Origin of the sequence: Flavobacterium sp. ZB4R12, assembly GCF_048276375.1 — a bacterium.
Classification (GTDB): Bacteria; Bacteroidota; Bacteroidia; order Flavobacteriales; family Flavobacteriaceae; genus Flavobacterium; species Flavobacterium gawalongense.
In genome coordinates, this window is record NZ_JBLNKS010000007.1 from 162894 (window position 1) to 179149 (window position 16256).

At 35.2% G+C, this 16256-nt stretch carries 14 protein-coding genes; 4 read left to right on the forward strand and 10 right to left on the reverse strand.

The features are described 5' to 3' along the window. Positions 1 to 59: 59 nt before the first annotated feature. The 8 genes from ACNO7W_RS07100 to ACNO7W_RS07135 all read right to left on the reverse strand — a co-directional run bounded on the left by ACNO7W_RS07100 (position 60) and on the right by ACNO7W_RS07135 (position 9014). Positions 60 to 1814 (reverse strand): BatD family protein, encoded by a 1755-nt coding sequence (locus tag ACNO7W_RS07100; protein ID WP_417937565.1) that lies wholly within the window; start codon positions 1812 to 1814, stop codon positions 60 to 62. Between the two features lie 20 nt (positions 1815 to 1834). After that, complete coding sequence (locus tag ACNO7W_RS07105; RefSeq protein WP_417937575.1) at positions 1835 to 2644, reverse strand: tetratricopeptide repeat protein; 810 nt, start codon at positions 2642 to 2644, stop codon at positions 1835 to 1837. A 15-nt stretch (positions 2645 to 2659) separates the two neighbouring features. After that, positions 2660 to 3691: a VWA domain-containing protein gene (locus tag ACNO7W_RS07110; RefSeq protein ID WP_143386951.1), complete on the reverse strand. Its 1032-nt coding sequence runs from the start codon at positions 3689 to 3691 to the stop codon at positions 2660 to 2662. A 46-nt stretch (positions 3692 to 3737) separates the two neighbouring features. Next, positions 3738 to 4739 carry a vWA domain-containing protein gene (locus ACNO7W_RS07115; protein ID WP_143386950.1) on the reverse strand — a complete coding sequence of 334 codons (1002 nt, stop codon included), beginning with the start codon at positions 4737 to 4739 and terminating at the stop codon, positions 3738 to 3740. Continuing rightward, positions 4739 to 6370, reverse strand: coding sequence for a hypothetical protein (locus ACNO7W_RS07120; protein WP_417937566.1), 1632 nt, complete (start codon positions 6368 to 6370; stop codon positions 4739 to 4741). The genes ACNO7W_RS07115 and ACNO7W_RS07120 overlap by 1 nt, the downstream gene beginning before the upstream one ends. A 100-nt stretch (positions 6371 to 6470) precedes the next feature. After that, entirely contained in the window at positions 6471 to 6830 is a 360-nt protein-coding gene (locus tag ACNO7W_RS07125) for a four helix bundle protein (RefSeq protein ID WP_417937567.1), read from the reverse strand. 146 nt (positions 6831 to 6976) lie between these two features. Then, positions 6977 to 7840 (reverse strand): DUF58 domain-containing protein, encoded by an 864-nt coding sequence (locus ACNO7W_RS07130; RefSeq protein WP_417937568.1) that lies wholly within the window; start codon positions 7838 to 7840, stop codon positions 6977 to 6979. 169 nt (positions 7841 to 8009) lie between these two features. Further along, positions 8010 to 9014, reverse strand: a complete 1005-nt coding sequence (locus ACNO7W_RS07135) for an AAA family ATPase (RefSeq protein ID WP_131990630.1) — start codon at positions 9012 to 9014, stop codon at positions 8010 to 8012. 212 nt (positions 9015 to 9226) lie between these two features. Here ACNO7W_RS07135 and ACNO7W_RS07140 point away from each other — a divergent pair, with 212 nt between their 5' ends. Then, positions 9227 to 10099, forward strand: coding sequence for an aldo/keto reductase (locus ACNO7W_RS07140; protein ID WP_417937569.1), 873 nt, complete (start codon positions 9227 to 9229; stop codon positions 10097 to 10099). Positions 10100 to 10266: 167 nt separating this feature from the next. Here ACNO7W_RS07140 and ACNO7W_RS07145 read toward each other — a convergent pair whose 3' ends face one another. Beyond that, positions 10267 to 11109 carry a DUF4382 domain-containing protein gene (locus ACNO7W_RS07145; RefSeq protein ID WP_417937570.1) on the reverse strand — a complete coding sequence of 281 codons (843 nt, stop codon included), beginning with the start codon at positions 11107 to 11109 and terminating at the stop codon, positions 10267 to 10269. A gap of 120 nt (positions 11110 to 11229) precedes the next feature. On the opposite strand from ACNO7W_RS07145, the gene ACNO7W_RS07150 reads away from it, so the two are divergent. The 3 genes from ACNO7W_RS07150 to ACNO7W_RS07160 all read left to right on the forward strand — a co-directional run bounded on the left by ACNO7W_RS07150 (position 11230) and on the right by ACNO7W_RS07160 (position 14180). Then, positions 11230 to 12369: an ATP-binding protein gene (locus ACNO7W_RS07150; protein ID WP_417937571.1), complete on the forward strand. Its 1140-nt coding sequence runs from the start codon at positions 11230 to 11232 to the stop codon at positions 12367 to 12369. 545 nt (positions 12370 to 12914) lie between these two features. Continuing rightward, complete coding sequence (locus ACNO7W_RS07155; protein ID WP_143386943.1) at positions 12915 to 13640, forward strand: metallophosphoesterase family protein; 726 nt, start codon at positions 12915 to 12917, stop codon at positions 13638 to 13640. Positions 13641 to 13685: 45 nt separating this feature from the next. Beyond that, positions 13686 to 14180, forward strand: a complete 495-nt coding sequence (locus tag ACNO7W_RS07160) for a DUF6646 family protein (RefSeq protein ID WP_143386942.1) — start codon at positions 13686 to 13688, stop codon at positions 14178 to 14180. A gap of 117 nt (positions 14181 to 14297) precedes the next feature. On the opposite strand, the gene ACNO7W_RS07165 is transcribed toward ACNO7W_RS07160, so the two are convergent. Continuing rightward, positions 14298 to 15851 carry an aldehyde dehydrogenase family protein gene (locus ACNO7W_RS07165; protein ID WP_417937572.1) on the reverse strand — a complete coding sequence of 518 codons (1554 nt, stop codon included), beginning with the start codon at positions 15849 to 15851 and terminating at the stop codon, positions 14298 to 14300. Positions 15852 to 16256 lie beyond the last annotated feature (405 nt).

Below are 16256 nucleotides of genomic sequence, written 5' to 3' on the forward strand. Positions count from 1 at the left end.
TGTTAACTCAATAATTAATTTCAATCAGCTTTTTTCCTTAGCGTCTTTGAAAAAGTATGCTATATCTGTTTTTCTAACTCGGAGATTATAAATACCGCTTTATCAAAATCCTGTTGTATCGTAACACTTGACGATGGTGCATATCGTGCTACTTCGCAGTTTTCAGTAAGTGCAATAAAATCATTTACTGCTTCTGGATTAGCATTTCGGGACAACAAAAGTTCCTGAATATTATCCTTGCTCATTTCTGAAGTTTCAATATGTAATTTAGCTTTCAGGAAATTGTGCATCGCTTTTTCAAGGGCAATGTAAAACGGTTCTTTGTTGTTGATTTGTTTTTTGGCTTCCGATAAATATTTCTTTGCCAATTTATTATTCATTCGGATTCTGTTTCCAGAAACATCACTATCAATAGCCTCTTTTTTCTTTTTGAATAATACTATTAAAGGCAATAGTAGAAATGGGAAAAATAACAATCCGTAGAATAAATTAGAACCGAAGAAATCCTTCTTATTTATAGTCAAAAGATTGCTTTTTAACTTGATGAATTTGAATTGTTCAACGTTTGTAATTTTATTTTTGTTCTCCCCTGAATTCGAAGCTGTAGTAGCATCCGAAGCTGTAGGACCATCGAGAACATTAATCATTATCTCTGGTGAACTTAGTGTTTTATAGGTTTCTGAACCCAAATCAAAATAAGAAAACTTTAATGGTTTTATAGGATAATCCCCTTTGTACTGTGGTATAATAGTATAACTATCAGAAATTTTTCCTGACATTCCTGAAAGCGGTGTATTCACTTGCTCATTATGAACCGCATCATACATTTCCAGCGCATTTGGCACAACCGGTTTTGGCAAGCTGAATAGTTTCATATTCCCTTTTCCAGTCACACTTACAACCAAATCAAGGCTTTCTCCGTTTTTTAAATCGGTCTTTGATGGTGTTACTTTAAAACTAAAATTCCCAACAGCTCCAGAGAAATCTTCTGGTTTTCCTACTTCAGGAAGTGGTTTAACGGTTATTGTTTTTGTTCCTGCAGAAACTCTTTTGTTACCCTCATTAACAATTACACGTCCAAACATATCTCTGCGATTTGTAGGCAATTGCACATCAATATCTAATGACAAAGGTTCTATTGCTAACTTTCCGGATTTTTGCGGATATAAAACGGTTTTTCTCAATACCACATAACGGTATTTTTGCCCTTTAAACATGCCTTCCTCAGCAACAAGCTGTTTGATATCGATGTTCTGACTCCAAAAGTCGTTGTACTTTGGTTTGTTTAATTCTCGCCAATTGGTAATTCCAATATTATAACTGAAATACAATTTATAAACCACCGTAATAGGTTCGTTGATGTAGGGATTTGTCTTGGAAACATCCGCCACAAGATAGATATTGTCATCCGCAGAAACTTGAGTATCGTTAGGATCTCTAGGCTGTTCCGTTGCCGCAGTAACATTGATTTTTATAGGTGACGTTTTATAAATTTGTCCATTGTACTCTATAGCGGCCTGCTTGATAACTAATGTTCCTTTTTGATTTGGCAAAAGGAAATAAGAATACACTTTCTCAAAGGAGCTTCTTCCGTTTACCCACGACTGACTAACCTGCTGACTTGGTCCGGCAATAATTCTAAATCCTTCAAAAGATGGCTGATTAAAATTATCTCCATCTACATTCATTATAAAATCAATACGAAGTCTTTCATTTAAGCCTAGCATGGTTTTACTTACCCTAGCCTCAAATTGTACTTGAGCGCTAAGTGAATTGCACACTATTAAAACAATCGCTGCTATAAATCTTTTCATTTTCAAATTATCTAATTGAATTACCAATCTTTCTCCGTTTTCATTGGTTTTCCTTTTACTTTTTGGGCATTCACTTTATCCTGAACTTTCTTTTCTTCCTTATTTACCGCATCCAAAAGATTTTCTAAACGTTCTTTAGAGATTCCTCCAGGCGCCGGTTTTGGTTCCCCATTCTCATTTGGTTTAGGCTCTTTCTTATCTTTGTCCTTATCTCCTTTGTCGTCTTTTTTCTCTTTATCCTTTTTATCTTTTTTATCTTTTTCGCCGTCTTTCTTGTCGTCCTTTTTATCCTCTTTCTTCTCTTTATCACTCTTCTTGTCGTCTTTCTTATTATCATCCTTTGGCGGATTTTCTTTTAGCATTTTCTTTGCCAAAGCATAATTATAACGAGTTTCTTCATCAGCAGGATCATTTCGCAGTGCGTTTTTATAGGCTTCCACTGCTTGCGTATAATCCTTTTCTTTCATGAAAACATTTCCTAAATTATGAAATGCTTGGTGTTTATCAGGTCTTGATTTAGCGTTTTTCAATGCTTTTGCGTAAGCAAATTTAGCCTCTGCAACTTGGTTTTGCTTATAAATAGCATTCCCTAAATTGTAAGGCGCAACTGTTTTATTCGGAAATTTTGAATCCGAAATTCTATAATTAGCTTCGGCATCCACAAATTTATTTTCAGCATATTCCTCGTTTGCTTTAGGCAATATCCTGTCTTTCTGTTGTGCGTTTACAACAAAAGAAAAAAGTAATAACAGGTGTAAAATTATGTTTTTCCTCACCCCTCCCGAAGCGTCAGGACTCTCCAAAGGAGAGGGAGACGAAGCTAAATACATTTTTGTCATTCTATTTTATTTATTCTCGTTAAATAAATTCAATTTGTTTACCCAGCTTGTTTTTCTTTCCAAAAGAAAAATATCCAGAAATAAGAAAACAAAAGCAAAACCTAAAAACCATTGAAATTGCGATTGAAAGTCGGCCATTTGTGTGGCTTCAAATTCGGTTTTTTGAATATTATTTAATGCGTTTTTCACATACTCCAGCACTTCTTTAGTATTCGTTCCGTTCACATAACCGCCTTTTGTGGCTTTTGCAATTGCTTTTAGACTTTCTTGATTTAATTTGGTAATAACCACTTCATTGTTATTGTCCCTTTTAAAACTTTCGATAATGCCGTTTCTTTTCAAAGGAATGGCACCTCCTTTTTCAGTTCCTATTCCTATTGTGATGATTTTTACACCTAATTTATTAGCTTCCTCTGCAGCTTCTTCTGCTCCTTCGGCATGGTCTTCACCATCGGAAATCATAATCAATAACTTACTCGTTTTTTTATCATCAAAATAAGTCGTAGACAGTTTGATTGCTTCGTTGAACGATGTTCCTACAGATGAAACCATGTCAGTATTCATGCTTTGCAAATACATTTTTGCAACACCATAATCTGTCGTAATGGGCAATACGGGAAAGGCACTTCCGGCGTAAGCGACAATTCCTATTCTATCACTCCCTAATTGATTGATAATTTGCGAGACAACTTGCTTGCTTTTGTCCAAACGATTGGGTGCTACATCCTCAGCCAGCATACTTTTGGATACATCCATTGCAAAAACAATATCAATTCCTTCTCGCTTTACGGTTTCCATTTTAGTACCAATCTTTGGATTTACCAATCCAAGAATCAGTCCAAGTAATGCTAATAATAACAATACCAACTTCAAAACTGGTTTAAAAACAGAGCTTTCCGGGCTTAGTTTTTTTACGATCTCTAAATCTCCAAATTCGCGTTGTTTTTTTCTTTTCCAATATAAATTAACTAGAAAAACCAGCGCCACAATGGGTAGTATAAAAAGGAGGTATAAATATTTTTTTTCGTCTAATTCCATTTTTTTCCTTTTAGTTGCAGTTTACGACTGAAAACTACGACTGACATTATATAAAGCTTTTAAAAACTGTATTTCGCAATCCTATCTCAAGTAATAACAAAAAACCTGCAAACCATACAAATGGCCTAAATTTTTCATCATAATCATAGAATTTTAATTCTTCAATTTCTGTAGTTTCCAGTTTGTTTATTGTTGCATAAATTTCGGCTAACTTGCTATTACTCGTCGCTCTAAAATATTTTCCACCCGTATTGTTTGCAATTTTTTTCATCATTTGCTCATCAATTTCAACTTTCATCATTTGAAAAAGAAATTGTCCATTTGGTGCAACTGCGTACGGAAACATTGCCATTCCGTTTGTTCCTATTCCTATAGTATATACTTTTATTCCGTATTGTTTGGCGATATCCGAGGCTGTGTCTGGCTCAATAAATCCCGCATTGTTAACCCCGTCAGTCATCAAAATAATCACTTTGCTTTTGGCTTTACTGTCTTTCAAACGGTTTACAGCAGTAGCCAATCCCATTCCTATTCCTGTTCCGTCTTTTAGAATGTTATCGTATTTTATACTTTGGATAGCGTCCAGAATAACGGCTTTATCACTTGTTACCGGCGTTTTTGTATACGCCTCAGAAGCATAAACCACCAATCCAATTCTATCGTTTGGTCTTTCTTCAACAAAATCTGCAGCTAATCTTTTAAGCGCCTGCATTCGATCTGGTTTCAAATCTTTGGCCAGCATACTTCCGGAAACGTCAACTGCCATAACAATATCAATTCCTTTCGTAGTTTTAGTTTTATTGCTTATATCAACCGTTCTTGGTCTTGCCATTGCAACAATCAAAGAACATAAAGCCAACACTCGAAACACATTCAATATTGGCTTCAGCTTTGTTAAATAAGAAGTTGTGCCTTTAAATCCTTGTATTGAACTTATTTTTAACGTTGCTGATTGTTGGTTCTTTTTCCAAAACAACCAGACAATTGCGACTGGAATCAGAAGAAACAACCAAAAAAATTCTGGGTTTAAAAAAGTTACTTTAGCCATTATTTACTTGCTTGTTTTAATTCGACAGAGTTCAAAACTCGTTCTGATATTTCATTTGCATACCTATCCCCTTCTTCATGGAAGAGTAAAATTTGTTGTAATCCGCCTTCTTGACTAAACAATAATGCTTCATAATACATTTTAACGCTCGCTTTATTATCGCCATCAATTTGCGAGAATGTTCCGTAGGCTTTCAATCCTTTAATTCCTTCTTTGGTTTCAAAATCCTCTTGCTTAACAATCATGTTTTGGGCTCCTTGAGCTTCAAATGATTGCAATGCACCGTCCATTGATTTTGCCAAATCTATTTCTGTCTCCTGTTTGTATTTTAAAGTAGAAACCATAAGGTAAAAAGGATCTACAACACTTCCATATGCAAAAGATTGCATCTCTTTAATCAAAGCCATTCCGTTTTTAGGCAGCGTTTTGGTCAGATCAACTCTTTTCAACACTTTTGGTGTTTCTATAATAACACCTGGGTTTCCGTAATCACTTTTCACCCATTCGCCCTCCAATAATTCTTTAGTAGGATGGCCAAAAATATTGTCCTTTACATAATCAAATCCTTTGAGAACAATGAAAAAAGTCGTGATTGCCACCACTAAAAAGACAACCGAAACAACTGCAGTAACAATACGCTTATTCCTCTTTTTTTGCAATTGAATTTGTATCTGTTTTTGTCTTTGCGCCTCATTCAATAAAGTATCTTCTTCTACTGGAACTTCCACTGGAATGGAGCTATCTAATGTCAGAATTGCTTTTTGAATCTTATTTCTATCTTCGGTAATTTCAAAATCCAATGGTTTAGATTTGGCAAATTTCACTAAATCGGCTTGTTTCAAAACACGTTCCAGATTTTCAATTGTTTCCTGAGAAAGCGTCATTTTCTTTTTGACAGAAGCCGCTCTAAGTCCCTGAATCAGTTCCGATGTAGTGCTTTCCATCGCTGGAATTTCAATTGCTTCTTCGATATAATTTCTGGCGATATCCGTCAATTCACTGTAATAGGCTTTGACTTCTCCTTTTTGCCAAAGTTCTTTTTTCTCTAAAGTATCCAGCAAACTTGTGGCTTTCTCAATTGGCGTTTTGAATATTTCCTCTTCCAGCTTTTTCTTTTGTTGTTTTTTAATGTACCAATAAACCAATGCTCCAATTCCAACAATCAATGCCAGTATTAAAGGATATTTCCACCAATCGCCTATAGAATTGTCCCCAGCAGCGATATCCTTAATATCAAACATTTTTTGTTTCAAAGTATCCACCTGAACATTCGCCACTTCAACCGAAAGCGAATCCGTTAGAAACGGTTTGCTGTTGATAAAAATCTTTATGCTTGGAATAACATATCTACCGGAATCAAATTGGGTTAAACCGTATTTTTTCACCAATTCATAACGGCCATCCGTTTTGATGGTATCAATAGGATAGGACTGAATTACCTCTAAAGCGCCAAAGTTTTTCAGGTTTGGAAAAATCACTTTAGACGAAGTGTCAACAGTAGTTTTTATTGATAGTTTAAATTCAGCACCAATTTTATTTTTAATCGTATCAATACTTGTGACTACTTGTTTTTGTTGTGCAAAAACAGCCGTAGAAAGCAGCAATAATAGTAGGTATAATTGTTTTTTCATCTTTTATTATTGAAACCTTTTGATTTTTGATTGAAGATTAACGATTTTTGATTTCAGATTTCTCCCGAAACTTCTATTCGTTTAACATCGAAAATCTAAATTATTTCAGATTTGTTTTAGCTGTTTTAATACTTGATACGAAAATAGAAATTAACTCATTGGCTTCTGTTTTTGCAATCGATAAATTATTTAAATCTGAGATTAAATTTGATTTTTCAATAATTTTCAAACAAACAAAACTTTCTCTTAATTCTTTTAAACAAATACCCATTTTATGAATAAAATCTTTACTGCTTTCTGCGCTTTGCGCTTCTCCATAATTTAAAGCGGGTGAAGTTCCAGATCTAATTATTTGTCCTGCCAGATGATTTCCAGCATAGTTTTTTTCAAATTTACCTGCAACAATTATTATTATCGCCGCAAGATCTATCAATCTATTTTCTAATTCTTGTTTATTCACTTACTCACTTTCTATTTTTATTTCTCCAATCTAAAATCAATTTTCCACTTCAACAAAATCTAAAATCGTTAATCTTCAATTTAAAATCATTGCTCCATCCCAACAAAATCTGAAATCAAAAATCGTTAATCAACAATCTGAAATCATCATCTCGATTTAAAATAGCCTAATAATTTAGTGACATAACTTTCATCAACTCTAGTGTTTACAACACCTGAACCTGATTTACTGAATGTTTCTTTAAAATAGTTTACTTTATCGTGATACTGTTTTTCATAATTCATTCGCACCGATTTTGAACCAGTATTAATCAATTCTATTTCTCCGGTTTCGGCATCAAGCATGGAAACCATCCCTAAATTTGGTATTTTTTCTTCTCGAATGTCATAAACCCGAATACCTGTTATATCGTGTTTTTTGGAAGCTATTTTTAATGTCTGTTCATAATCCTCCGACATGAAATCAGAAATTACAAATACGATGGCTTTCTTTTTTTGGGTTCCCGATAAAAACTTCAAGGCTTGGGCAACATCTGTTTTACGGCTTTTAGGCTGAAATTCTATCAATTCCCGAATGATTCGCAATACGTGTGATCTTCCTTTTTTGGGTGGAATATACAATTCTATTTCATCTGAAAACAAAATCAAACCTATTTTATCATTGTTTTGAGTCGCTGAAAAAGCCATTGTTGCAGCAATCTCCGTAACGACGTCTTTTTTGAATTGGTTTTTCGAACCAAAACTTTCCGAACCCGAAATATCAACCATTAACATCATGGTCAATTCACGTTCTTCCTCAAAAACCTTTACGTGTGCTTCATTATAACGTGCAGTTACATTCCAATCAATAGCACGGATATCATCCCCGTATTGGTATTGGCGCACTTCGCTGAACGTCATTCCACGTCCTTTGAAAGAGGTGTGATATTCTCCCGAAAAGATATGATCGCTCAATCTTCGGGTTTTGATTTCTATTTTTCGTACTTTTTTTAAAAGCTCTTTTGTATCCATTTTTTTGAGTGATCAGTAAGAGTATTCAGTTAATTAATTTATGTCAGTCTTTCCTAATAATTAGTGTTAAGTCTATTGTCCAAAGTTTTTTACATTGTAATTATTTAACAACAAATATTTTTGAAACGACCTAGACTGAACACTAAAAACTGAACACTGAATACTATTCTTATGGTACTTCTACTTCGTTTACGATTTTGTTAATGATATCCACTGAAGTAATATTCTCGGCTTCGGCTTCATAGGTAACTCCTATTCTGTGACGCAATACGTCATGAACTACAGCACGAACATCTTCTGGAATTACATATCCGCGACGTTTGATAAAGGCGTAACATTTTGCGGCATTCGCCAAATTGATACTTCCACGTGGCGAAGCTCCAAAACTGATTAATGGTTTCAAATCGGCCAATTTGTATTTCTCTGGGTAACGCGTGGCAAAAATGATATCAAGTATGTATTTTTCTATTTTTTCGTCCATGTACACTTCACGAACCGCTTCTTGAGCACGTAAAATTTGTTCTACTGAAACTACAGGATTTACTTTTTCATAACTTCCTTTTAAGTTTTGACGAATCACTAACCGTTCATCTTCCATTTTTGGATAATCAATAACCGTTTTCAACATGAAACGATCGACTTGTGCTTCAGGCAATTGATATGTTCCTTCTTGTTCGATTGGATTTTGCGTAGCCAAAACCAAGAATGGTCGGTCTAGTTTAAAAGTTGTATCGCCAATAGTCACTTGTTTTTCCTGCATCGCTTCTAGCAATGCCGATTGTACTTTGGCTGGCGCACGGTTAATCTCATCGGCAAGGACGAAATTAGCGAAAATTGGTCCTTTTTTTATCGAAAATTCATTTTGTTTGATGTTGTAAATCATTGTCCCAACAACATCGGCAGGCAATAAATCCGGTGTAAATTGTATTCTGCTGAAAGATCCGTGTACCGCTTGTGAAAGGGTATTTATCGCTAAAGTTTTTGCTAATCCGGGAACTCCTTCCAACAAAATATGTCCCTGACCCAAAAGTCCGATTAACAAACGCTCCACCATGTGCTTTTGACCTACGATAACCTTGTTCATTTCCATAGTGAGAAGGTCTATAAAAGCACTCTCTCTTTCAATTTTTTCATTGATTGCTCTGATGTCTAAAGTCGCTGTATTTTCTTCCATTTTATTATTTTTAAAACCGTGTGTTTAATGCCTTACTTTTGAGAGTGCAAATTGAATTTTTTTTTAGAAGTAAGATGTTAAAAAATGGTTAAAACTTTGACAAATGCCCTAATTTTAAGGATGAATTATGATAGAATTTACCTATTTTTAAGAACTTTGAAAAATATACTTTGAAATCGAAGAATTAAGCATTTCAATAAAAAATAAAAACCATGAGTAAAACAAAATTATCACCTATTGTAGCAGGTGTCATGAATTGGGGAATTTGGGATAAAAATCTCAATACAACAGAAATGGAAAACATGATAAATATCTGTTTAGAAAACAAAATTACCACCTTTGATCATGCGGATATATATGGTGACTATACCACGGAATCTGATTTTGGAAAAGCATTTGCTTCCAGTAAAATAGCCAGAGAAAAAATGCAACTCATATCTAAATGTGGCATCCAAATGGTGACGGAAAATCGCACCAATACCATAAAACATTATGAGTATTCGAAAGACTACATTATTTGGTCCGTTGAAAATTCATTAAAAAATTTACACACCGATTATCTGGATGTGTTTTTGCTTCACAGACCCAGTCCTTTGATGCAGGCGGATGAAATTGCCGAAGCTGTTTTGAAACTAAAATCCGATGGAAAAATTATTGATTTTGGCCTTTCTAATTTCACTTCTTCGCAAACAGAATTGATTCGTCAGAAAACGGAAATCACTTACAATCAGGTGCAATTTTCGGCTACCAACTTTGAACCTATGGTTGACGGAAGTTTTGATTATATGCAAACCAACCACATTCGTCCTATGTCATGGAATCCGTTGGGATGTGTTTTTAGGGAAGATATTCCACAAACCCACCGATTGAAAAAATTATTGGCTACATTAGTTTCAAAGTACCATTTGGGTTCCGATACAATTTTGCTCTCCTGGGTTTTACAACATCCTGCAAAAGTCATTCCTATTGCCGGAACCGTAAATGTGGCCCGAATTCAATCGTTGATGAAAGCGGTCGAATTAGAATTGGAAAAAGAAGATTGGTTTGCCATTTGGACAGAAAGTGCCGGAAATCCAGTTCCGTAATAAATTGACAGTGTTCAGTCGCAGTGTTCAGTTAACAAATTTCAACATTGAACATTTGTTATTCGTCACTTAACCACCCTTATAGACAATATAAATTGTTTTTAAAACAAAAAAAAACAGCTGAAAATACAGCTGTTTTTTTTATCCAAAATCGTAATTATCTTAACTTATTTTAAAACTAAAGCTTGATCACCCACATCCGTAATTGCTCCATTGACCACAACTACGTTTGCAATTGTTTTTACAGCATATAGAGAAGTTGCTCCGGGATCTAACGTTACCGTATACGTTCCAGCAGGAACTCCGTTTAATTGAAATTCGCCCGTATCCGTATTCATAGCTGTTTCAATGGTACCGCCTTCTACAGGAATTGATACTGAAACCGCAAACCCAGCTGGAAATGGAGATGGGCTAGTAATTTTGCCCTTAATACCACCCGTATTTTCTTTTGTGGAAACTCTGATAACCGGGTGCAAGTTATAATTTCCAGACCCTCCCGCTTTGACAACAGAATGCTCCACATCAAAATCCAATAAGAACTCGTAGGTTTTGCCTGCCTCTAAGGTTTGGTTAACTTTTAATTTCAAACCAGATTGCTGGGCGCTGGGCGTCCTCAAGGGAATTTCTTCTGTACCGTCTTTAAGCACTACTGTGTTCTCGTCACCAAGCAACAATCTAATTTGCCCCAAATTTCCAGAAGGAACCAAGTTATCTGCCAATAAAGCATTCACTCCCCCTGTTAATTCCAGCAAATTATAAATTTTACCTTCTCCTACTTGGGTTTCATCTCCAATGCTTACCCATCCCTGATCATCGGAGTTTAGACTGTTTTTTATCAAAACATCCAACACTTCCACATTCACTTCGTCATAATCTCCTGGAGCATCAACCATTCTTACCGTAACCCTTGACGTTTGTGCCGAATCGTTATTATTGTCACATCTTGCAAAAAACAGACTTACGAATGCTATCACAAAAAGGCTTAACGCGTAAAATTTAATATTTTTCATGTTTTTCATATTTTTTAGTTATTTATTTTTAGTGCGTTTTATACGTACAAAATTAGTAAATTTAAAACGTATAAAATTCCCGTCTAGTACGTTTCCAATTCAATTAATCAAAATTTAACAATGATTAACAAACGCATTCTTATTAAAAACCTCCTTGCCCACAATGACGAGAGCAGTTTTTATGACAAAAAGCGTCAGTTGAATTTGCATACCCGCGAGGGAAAAGCAAAATTCCTGAAGCACATTTGTGCTTTATCAAATTCTAATCCCACTAATAATTCTTATATAGTGGTTGGAGTTGAGGACCAGGACAATGCCATTGTGGGTGATGACTTTTTTGACGATAGCAGGATTCAGAATTTAGTAAATGCCTATCTGGAAAATCCACCAAAAATTCAGTACGAAAATGTGCCTTTCCCTAATTTGCCAAAAGATAAAGTTATCGGACTGGTAACGGTCAAGCCAAAAAGCAAAACTTCCCATTTCAAAAAAGGAATTCACACGATTCCTGCCAACAGTATTTTTATACGACGAGGCAGTAATACGATGCCCATTGAAGGCGAAATCGAAAAGAATTACCAGAACACGGAAACCGTAATTGGAATCGAAAATAACTCCAGAAACAGCATTGAATACACACTCGATGGCGTGATTGATTTCATGAATTTTCGCCACAAGGATATGGCGCCAAAGTATAAAGTATTCAAGGAATTGTTTGTGATTTGCTGGGCAGGAATTGCCAAAAAATCACGTGACAAAACCTATTTGTCGCGTGTTGATATTGAACTGATAAACGAACAAATCAAGCTTTTTTATTCGGCTCAGGATGTGGTCGAAATCACTTTCGATGAAGATACTTTCACCATTATTGAATATGTTCCTTTGGGTTTGAATGACAAAACAAGCTACTATCCTTTAGAAAAACAAACGATTCATTTTCATGATAATGGCTATTACAAAATAGAAAGAGAGATGCTTTTTCAGCCGCCGGAATTCAACAAGAAAATGCTGTTTCATATTTATAATTCCAATATTGCTTTGTTAAAAAAACTACAAAAAGGGCTTTCGTTAACCGAAAGGGAACACAAAGATTTAGAAAACCTGCCTTCCACCTTCATGATTTGTTACCTCAACGGTTTTGAAGAAGCCAAACAAAAACTGATTGATGCCAAACTGCTTTTGAAACCTTTTACGCAAGTGTATTTGTCGTTTAAAGAAGCATTACGGATTTTGAGAAAGATGAAATATGATGTGCAGTGAAATATTAAAAAGCAATCTTTTTAATAAATTACAGATTATTTACAAAGTATTTACGACCACAATGCCGCAAACCAAACTATAATTTCATTTATTACTTGACATACAAAACTGGTCAATAGAAGCAACAAAGCGAGAACTGCATTCATCTTATATATGTTTTAAGTTTTGGTAAAAATAACCTAAAATACTTTATCAAACTATCACCAAAAACAGTGATTTTTTTGCAGCACTGAAATAAAAATTTGAATAATGCCATTTAATGTTATCCCTCTCACATTAGCTTCGGAATAAGAAGTATGATTCACTATGATTTGAATTGCCTTTGGTATTAACCAACGGAACGCAAAAAAGCAATTCTCATTGGCTTTAGTCAAAATATCGCTTTGTTTTGGTTAAAGTCAATACTAATAAAAACCTACCTATCCGTTGGTTAAAACCAACGGCAATTCATTCTAACTATATTGAAAGCTAGAAGTTTAAAAAAATTATAAAAACAAACCTCTTTTCTGCTATTTTTGTAAAAGAACAAATTGAGATAATAAGAAATGAGAACACTCGTCATAGGCGATATACACGGTGGTTTGCATGCGCTACACCAAATTATGGAAAGAGCCAACGTAACTACAAAAGATACCTTAATCTTTCTGGGAGATTATGTTGATGGCTGGAGCCAGTCCCCTCAGGTAATTGATTATTTAATTGAATTGAGTGCCAAAAACAATTGTGTTTTTATTCGCGGCAACCACGATGAATTACTGCTGCACTGGCTTAACGACAGCAAAGACAATCTTTTATGGTACAAACATGGAGGCGAAGCAACGGTTATTGCGTATGAAAAAACTAATGCGGAGACCAAGAAAAGACATATTGAATTCCTCCAATCACTGGAAAATTTTTATCTTGATGAACAAAACCGTTTGTTTATTCACGCCGGTTTTACCAATATGAATGGCATCGATTTCGAATATTTTCCAAAGCTTTTTTATTGGGACAGAACCTTGTGGGAAACCGCTTTGGCATTGGATAAAAACATGAAATCCGATGATTTATTGTATCCCAAACGATTCACATTATACAATGAAATTTACATTGGTCACACGCCTGTTTCTCGAATTGGCGAAACCACTCCGGTTCAAATGGCCTGTATTTGGAATATAGACACCGGCGCCGCTTTCAAAGGTTCTTTAACTATTATGGATGTTGATACAAAAGAATTCTGGCAGAGCGAACCTTTACCAACTTTATATCCAAGTGAAAAAGGTAGGAATTAGTTTAAAAAAAACTATTTTTGCAAGAAATTATTAAATCTCAAGAGTATGAAAAAGATTATTACGCTGGCATTATTGCTGTCATTTAGTTTGATAAACGCACAAGCTTTTAAAGGAAAAGGCGATGCAAAATTTAATGTAGGAGCTAATATTCAAAACGGAGGAACAGGAATTCAAGTATCTACTGATTTTGGAATTGGCGAAAACTTATCGTACGGATTTGTTGGATCTTATTTATTGGGCGTAAAAGAAGTTTTAGGCGAAAAACCAGAATTCAAAGATCGTTTTGATGCTAAATTTAGAATTAATGCTAATCTTGGAAACGTTTTAAAAGTTGATGAGAAATTAGATTTTTATCCAGGATTGAATTTAGGGCTTAAAAACTTTGGCGGACACGTTGGTATGCGCTATTTCTTTTCGGAAGGATTTGGAATTTATTCCGAAGCTGGTTTCCCGATAGCAAAATACGACAGCAATTCTGAAGTTTTTAATCATTTAAACAACCAATTTACTTTTAATATTGGTGCTTCGTTTAATATGTAGAATGGTTTAAGCACAAAGATTTCTCGTGAAGTTCACGAAGCAGTTTATAAAATAAAAAAAGGCCATTTGAAATGTAACTATCAAATGGCCTTTTTTAGTTTATGATTATTTGTTATCCTACAAATCGAATTTTATTCCTTGTGCCAATGGCAAACTCGTTGTATAGTTGATTGTATTGGTTTGTCTTCTCATGTAGATTTTCCAAGCATCAGAACCAGACTCACGTCCGCCACCTGTTTCTTTTTCTCCACCAAAAGCACCACCAATTTCCGCACCTGAAGTTCCTATGTTTACGTTTGCAATTCCGCAATCAGAACCTGTAACGGATAAGAAAAGTTCTGCTTCACGCAAATTGTTCGTCATAATCGCAGATGATAACCCTTGAGCCACTCCGTTTTGAATAGCAATGGCATCTTCTACGGAACCGGAATATTTCAATAAGTATAATACCGGTGCAAATGTTTCGTGTTGAACGATTTCAAAACTGTTATCAGCTTCAGCAATCGCTGGTTTTACATAACAGCCACTTTCGTATCCTTCACCCGAAAGAACGCCACCTTCTACAAGGATTTTTCCGCCTTCGGCAACCACTTTTTCTAACGCTTTGTTGTACATTTCAACGGCATGTTTGTCAATTACCGGACCAACATGATTGTTTTCATCTAATGGATTTCCGATGCGTAATTGTTTGTAAGCCGAAACAATGGCATCTTTTACTTTATCATAAATACTTTCGTGAATGATTAAACGACGAGTTGAAGTACAACGTTGTCCTGCCGTCCCCACTGCTCCAAAAACAGCACCGATAACAGTCATTTTAATATCAGCATCTGGTGTTACTATTATCGCATTGTTCCCTCCTAATTCCAATAATGATTTTCCAAGGCGACCCGCAACAGCTTGTGCCACGATTTTACCCATACGAGTTGAACCGGTTGCTGAAATTAATGGTACACGTCTATCATTAGTCATCATTTCACCCACTTTATAATCTCCGTTTATCAAACAAGAAATTCCTTCTGGAAGGTTATTTTCTTTGATTACTTCAGCAATAATATTTTGACATGCAATTCCACAAAGTGGTGTTTTTTCTGATGGTTTCCAAACGCAAACGTCTCCACAAATCCAAGCCAGTGCTGTGTTCCAAGCCCAAACTGCTACTGGAAAATTGAATGCCGAAATGATTCCAACAACGCCCATTGGGTGGTATTGCTCGTACATTCTATGTCCCGGACGTTCTGAATGCATGGTCAATCCGTGTAATTGTCTGGATAATCCAACTGCAAAATCACAGATATCAATCATTTCCTGAACTTCTCCATATCCTTCCTGCAATGATTTTCCCATCTCGTAGGAAACCAATTTGCCTAAAGCTTCTTTGTTTTTACGTAATTTATCTCCAAACTGGCGCACGATTTCCCCACGTTGTGGTGCTGGCATCAATTTAAATGTTTTAAAAGCTTCGGTTGCAGTTTGCATTACTTTTTCGTAATCGGCGGCGGTTGAAGTTTTTACTGATGCTATTAATTGACCGTCAACTGGCGAATAACTTTCCAGAATTTCACCGTTTGAAAAATGGTTTATTCCTGTTGATGTTCCTTCGTTTATGGCTTTTACACCCAATTGCGCCAATGCCTCTTTCATTCCGAATTGATCTACTATTGTTATCATTGTAACTTTTTTATTGAAATTTGTTATATTTTTTACAAATATATTATTTTAACCTGAAATACTAAACATTGCCGCTTTTATTTAACTCTTTCACATCCAAAAATTTTGCAAAACTTGTCCTTTTAACCAAGCGGAAAGCTCTTTAGAAAGCATTCATCGAATGAGATTCCCCCTTCGTCGGAATGAAAAAGTGGTCCGATGCACGGTTTTTAGCCCCGATGGAAGTCTACCGTCTGGACACATCTTAAAATAGAACACAGATAACACGGATTGAACAAATTAACACAGTGTCTCGTCCTGAAAAAAGTTTACACTTTTTGTTATTAATCCTGATATAAATTTACATTAATTCTTAATCCTAAAATGGGTTTATTTTTCATTGTAAATTTTATTAACTTTATATTG

Bases quoted from the DNA above. Each gene is read 5' to 3' on its own strand.
- ACNO7W_RS07105 (WP_417937575.1), bottom strand. From the start codon at position 2,644: ATGTATTTAGCTTCGTCTCCCTCTCCTTTGGAGAGTCCTGACGCTTCG.
- ACNO7W_RS07115 (WP_143386950.1), bottom strand. From the start codon at position 4,739: ATGGCTAAAGTAACTTTTTTAAACCCAGAATTTTTTTGGTTGTTTCTT.
- ACNO7W_RS07110 (WP_143386951.1), bottom strand. From the start codon at position 3,691: ATGGAATTAGACGAAAAAAAATATTTATACCTCCTTTTTATACTACCC.
- ACNO7W_RS07155 (WP_143386943.1), top strand. From the start codon at position 12,915: ATGAGAACACTCGTCATAGGCGATATACACGGTGGTTTGCATGCGCTA.
- ACNO7W_RS07160 (WP_143386942.1), top strand. From the start codon at position 13,686: ATGAAAAAGATTATTACGCTGGCATTATTGCTGTCATTTAGTTTGATA.
- ACNO7W_RS07120 (WP_417937566.1), bottom strand. From the start codon at position 6,370: ATGAAAAAACAATTATACCTACTATTATTGCTGCTTTCTACGGCTGTT.
- ACNO7W_RS07140 (WP_417937569.1), top strand. From the start codon at position 9,227: ATGAGTAAAACAAAATTATCACCTATTGTAGCAGGTGTCATGAATTGG.
- ACNO7W_RS07150 (WP_417937571.1), top strand. From the start codon at position 11,230: ATGATTAACAAACGCATTCTTATTAAAAACCTCCTTGCCCACAATGAC.
- ACNO7W_RS07130 (WP_417937568.1), bottom strand. From the start codon at position 7,840: ATGGATACAAAAGAGCTTTTAAAAAAAGTACGAAAAATAGAAATCAAA.
- ACNO7W_RS07100 (WP_417937565.1), bottom strand. From the start codon at position 1,814: ATGAAAAGATTTATAGCAGCGATTGTTTTAATAGTGTGCAATTCACTT.
- ACNO7W_RS07135 (WP_131990630.1), bottom strand. From the start codon at position 9,014: ATGGAAGAAAATACAGCGACTTTAGACATCAGAGCAATCAATGAAAAA.
- ACNO7W_RS07165 (WP_417937572.1), bottom strand. From the start codon at position 15,851: ATGATAACAATAGTAGATCAATTCGGAATGAAAGAGGCATTGGCGCAA.
- ACNO7W_RS07145 (WP_417937570.1), bottom strand. From the start codon at position 11,109: ATGAAAAATATTAAATTTTACGCGTTAAGCCTTTTTGTGATAGCATTC.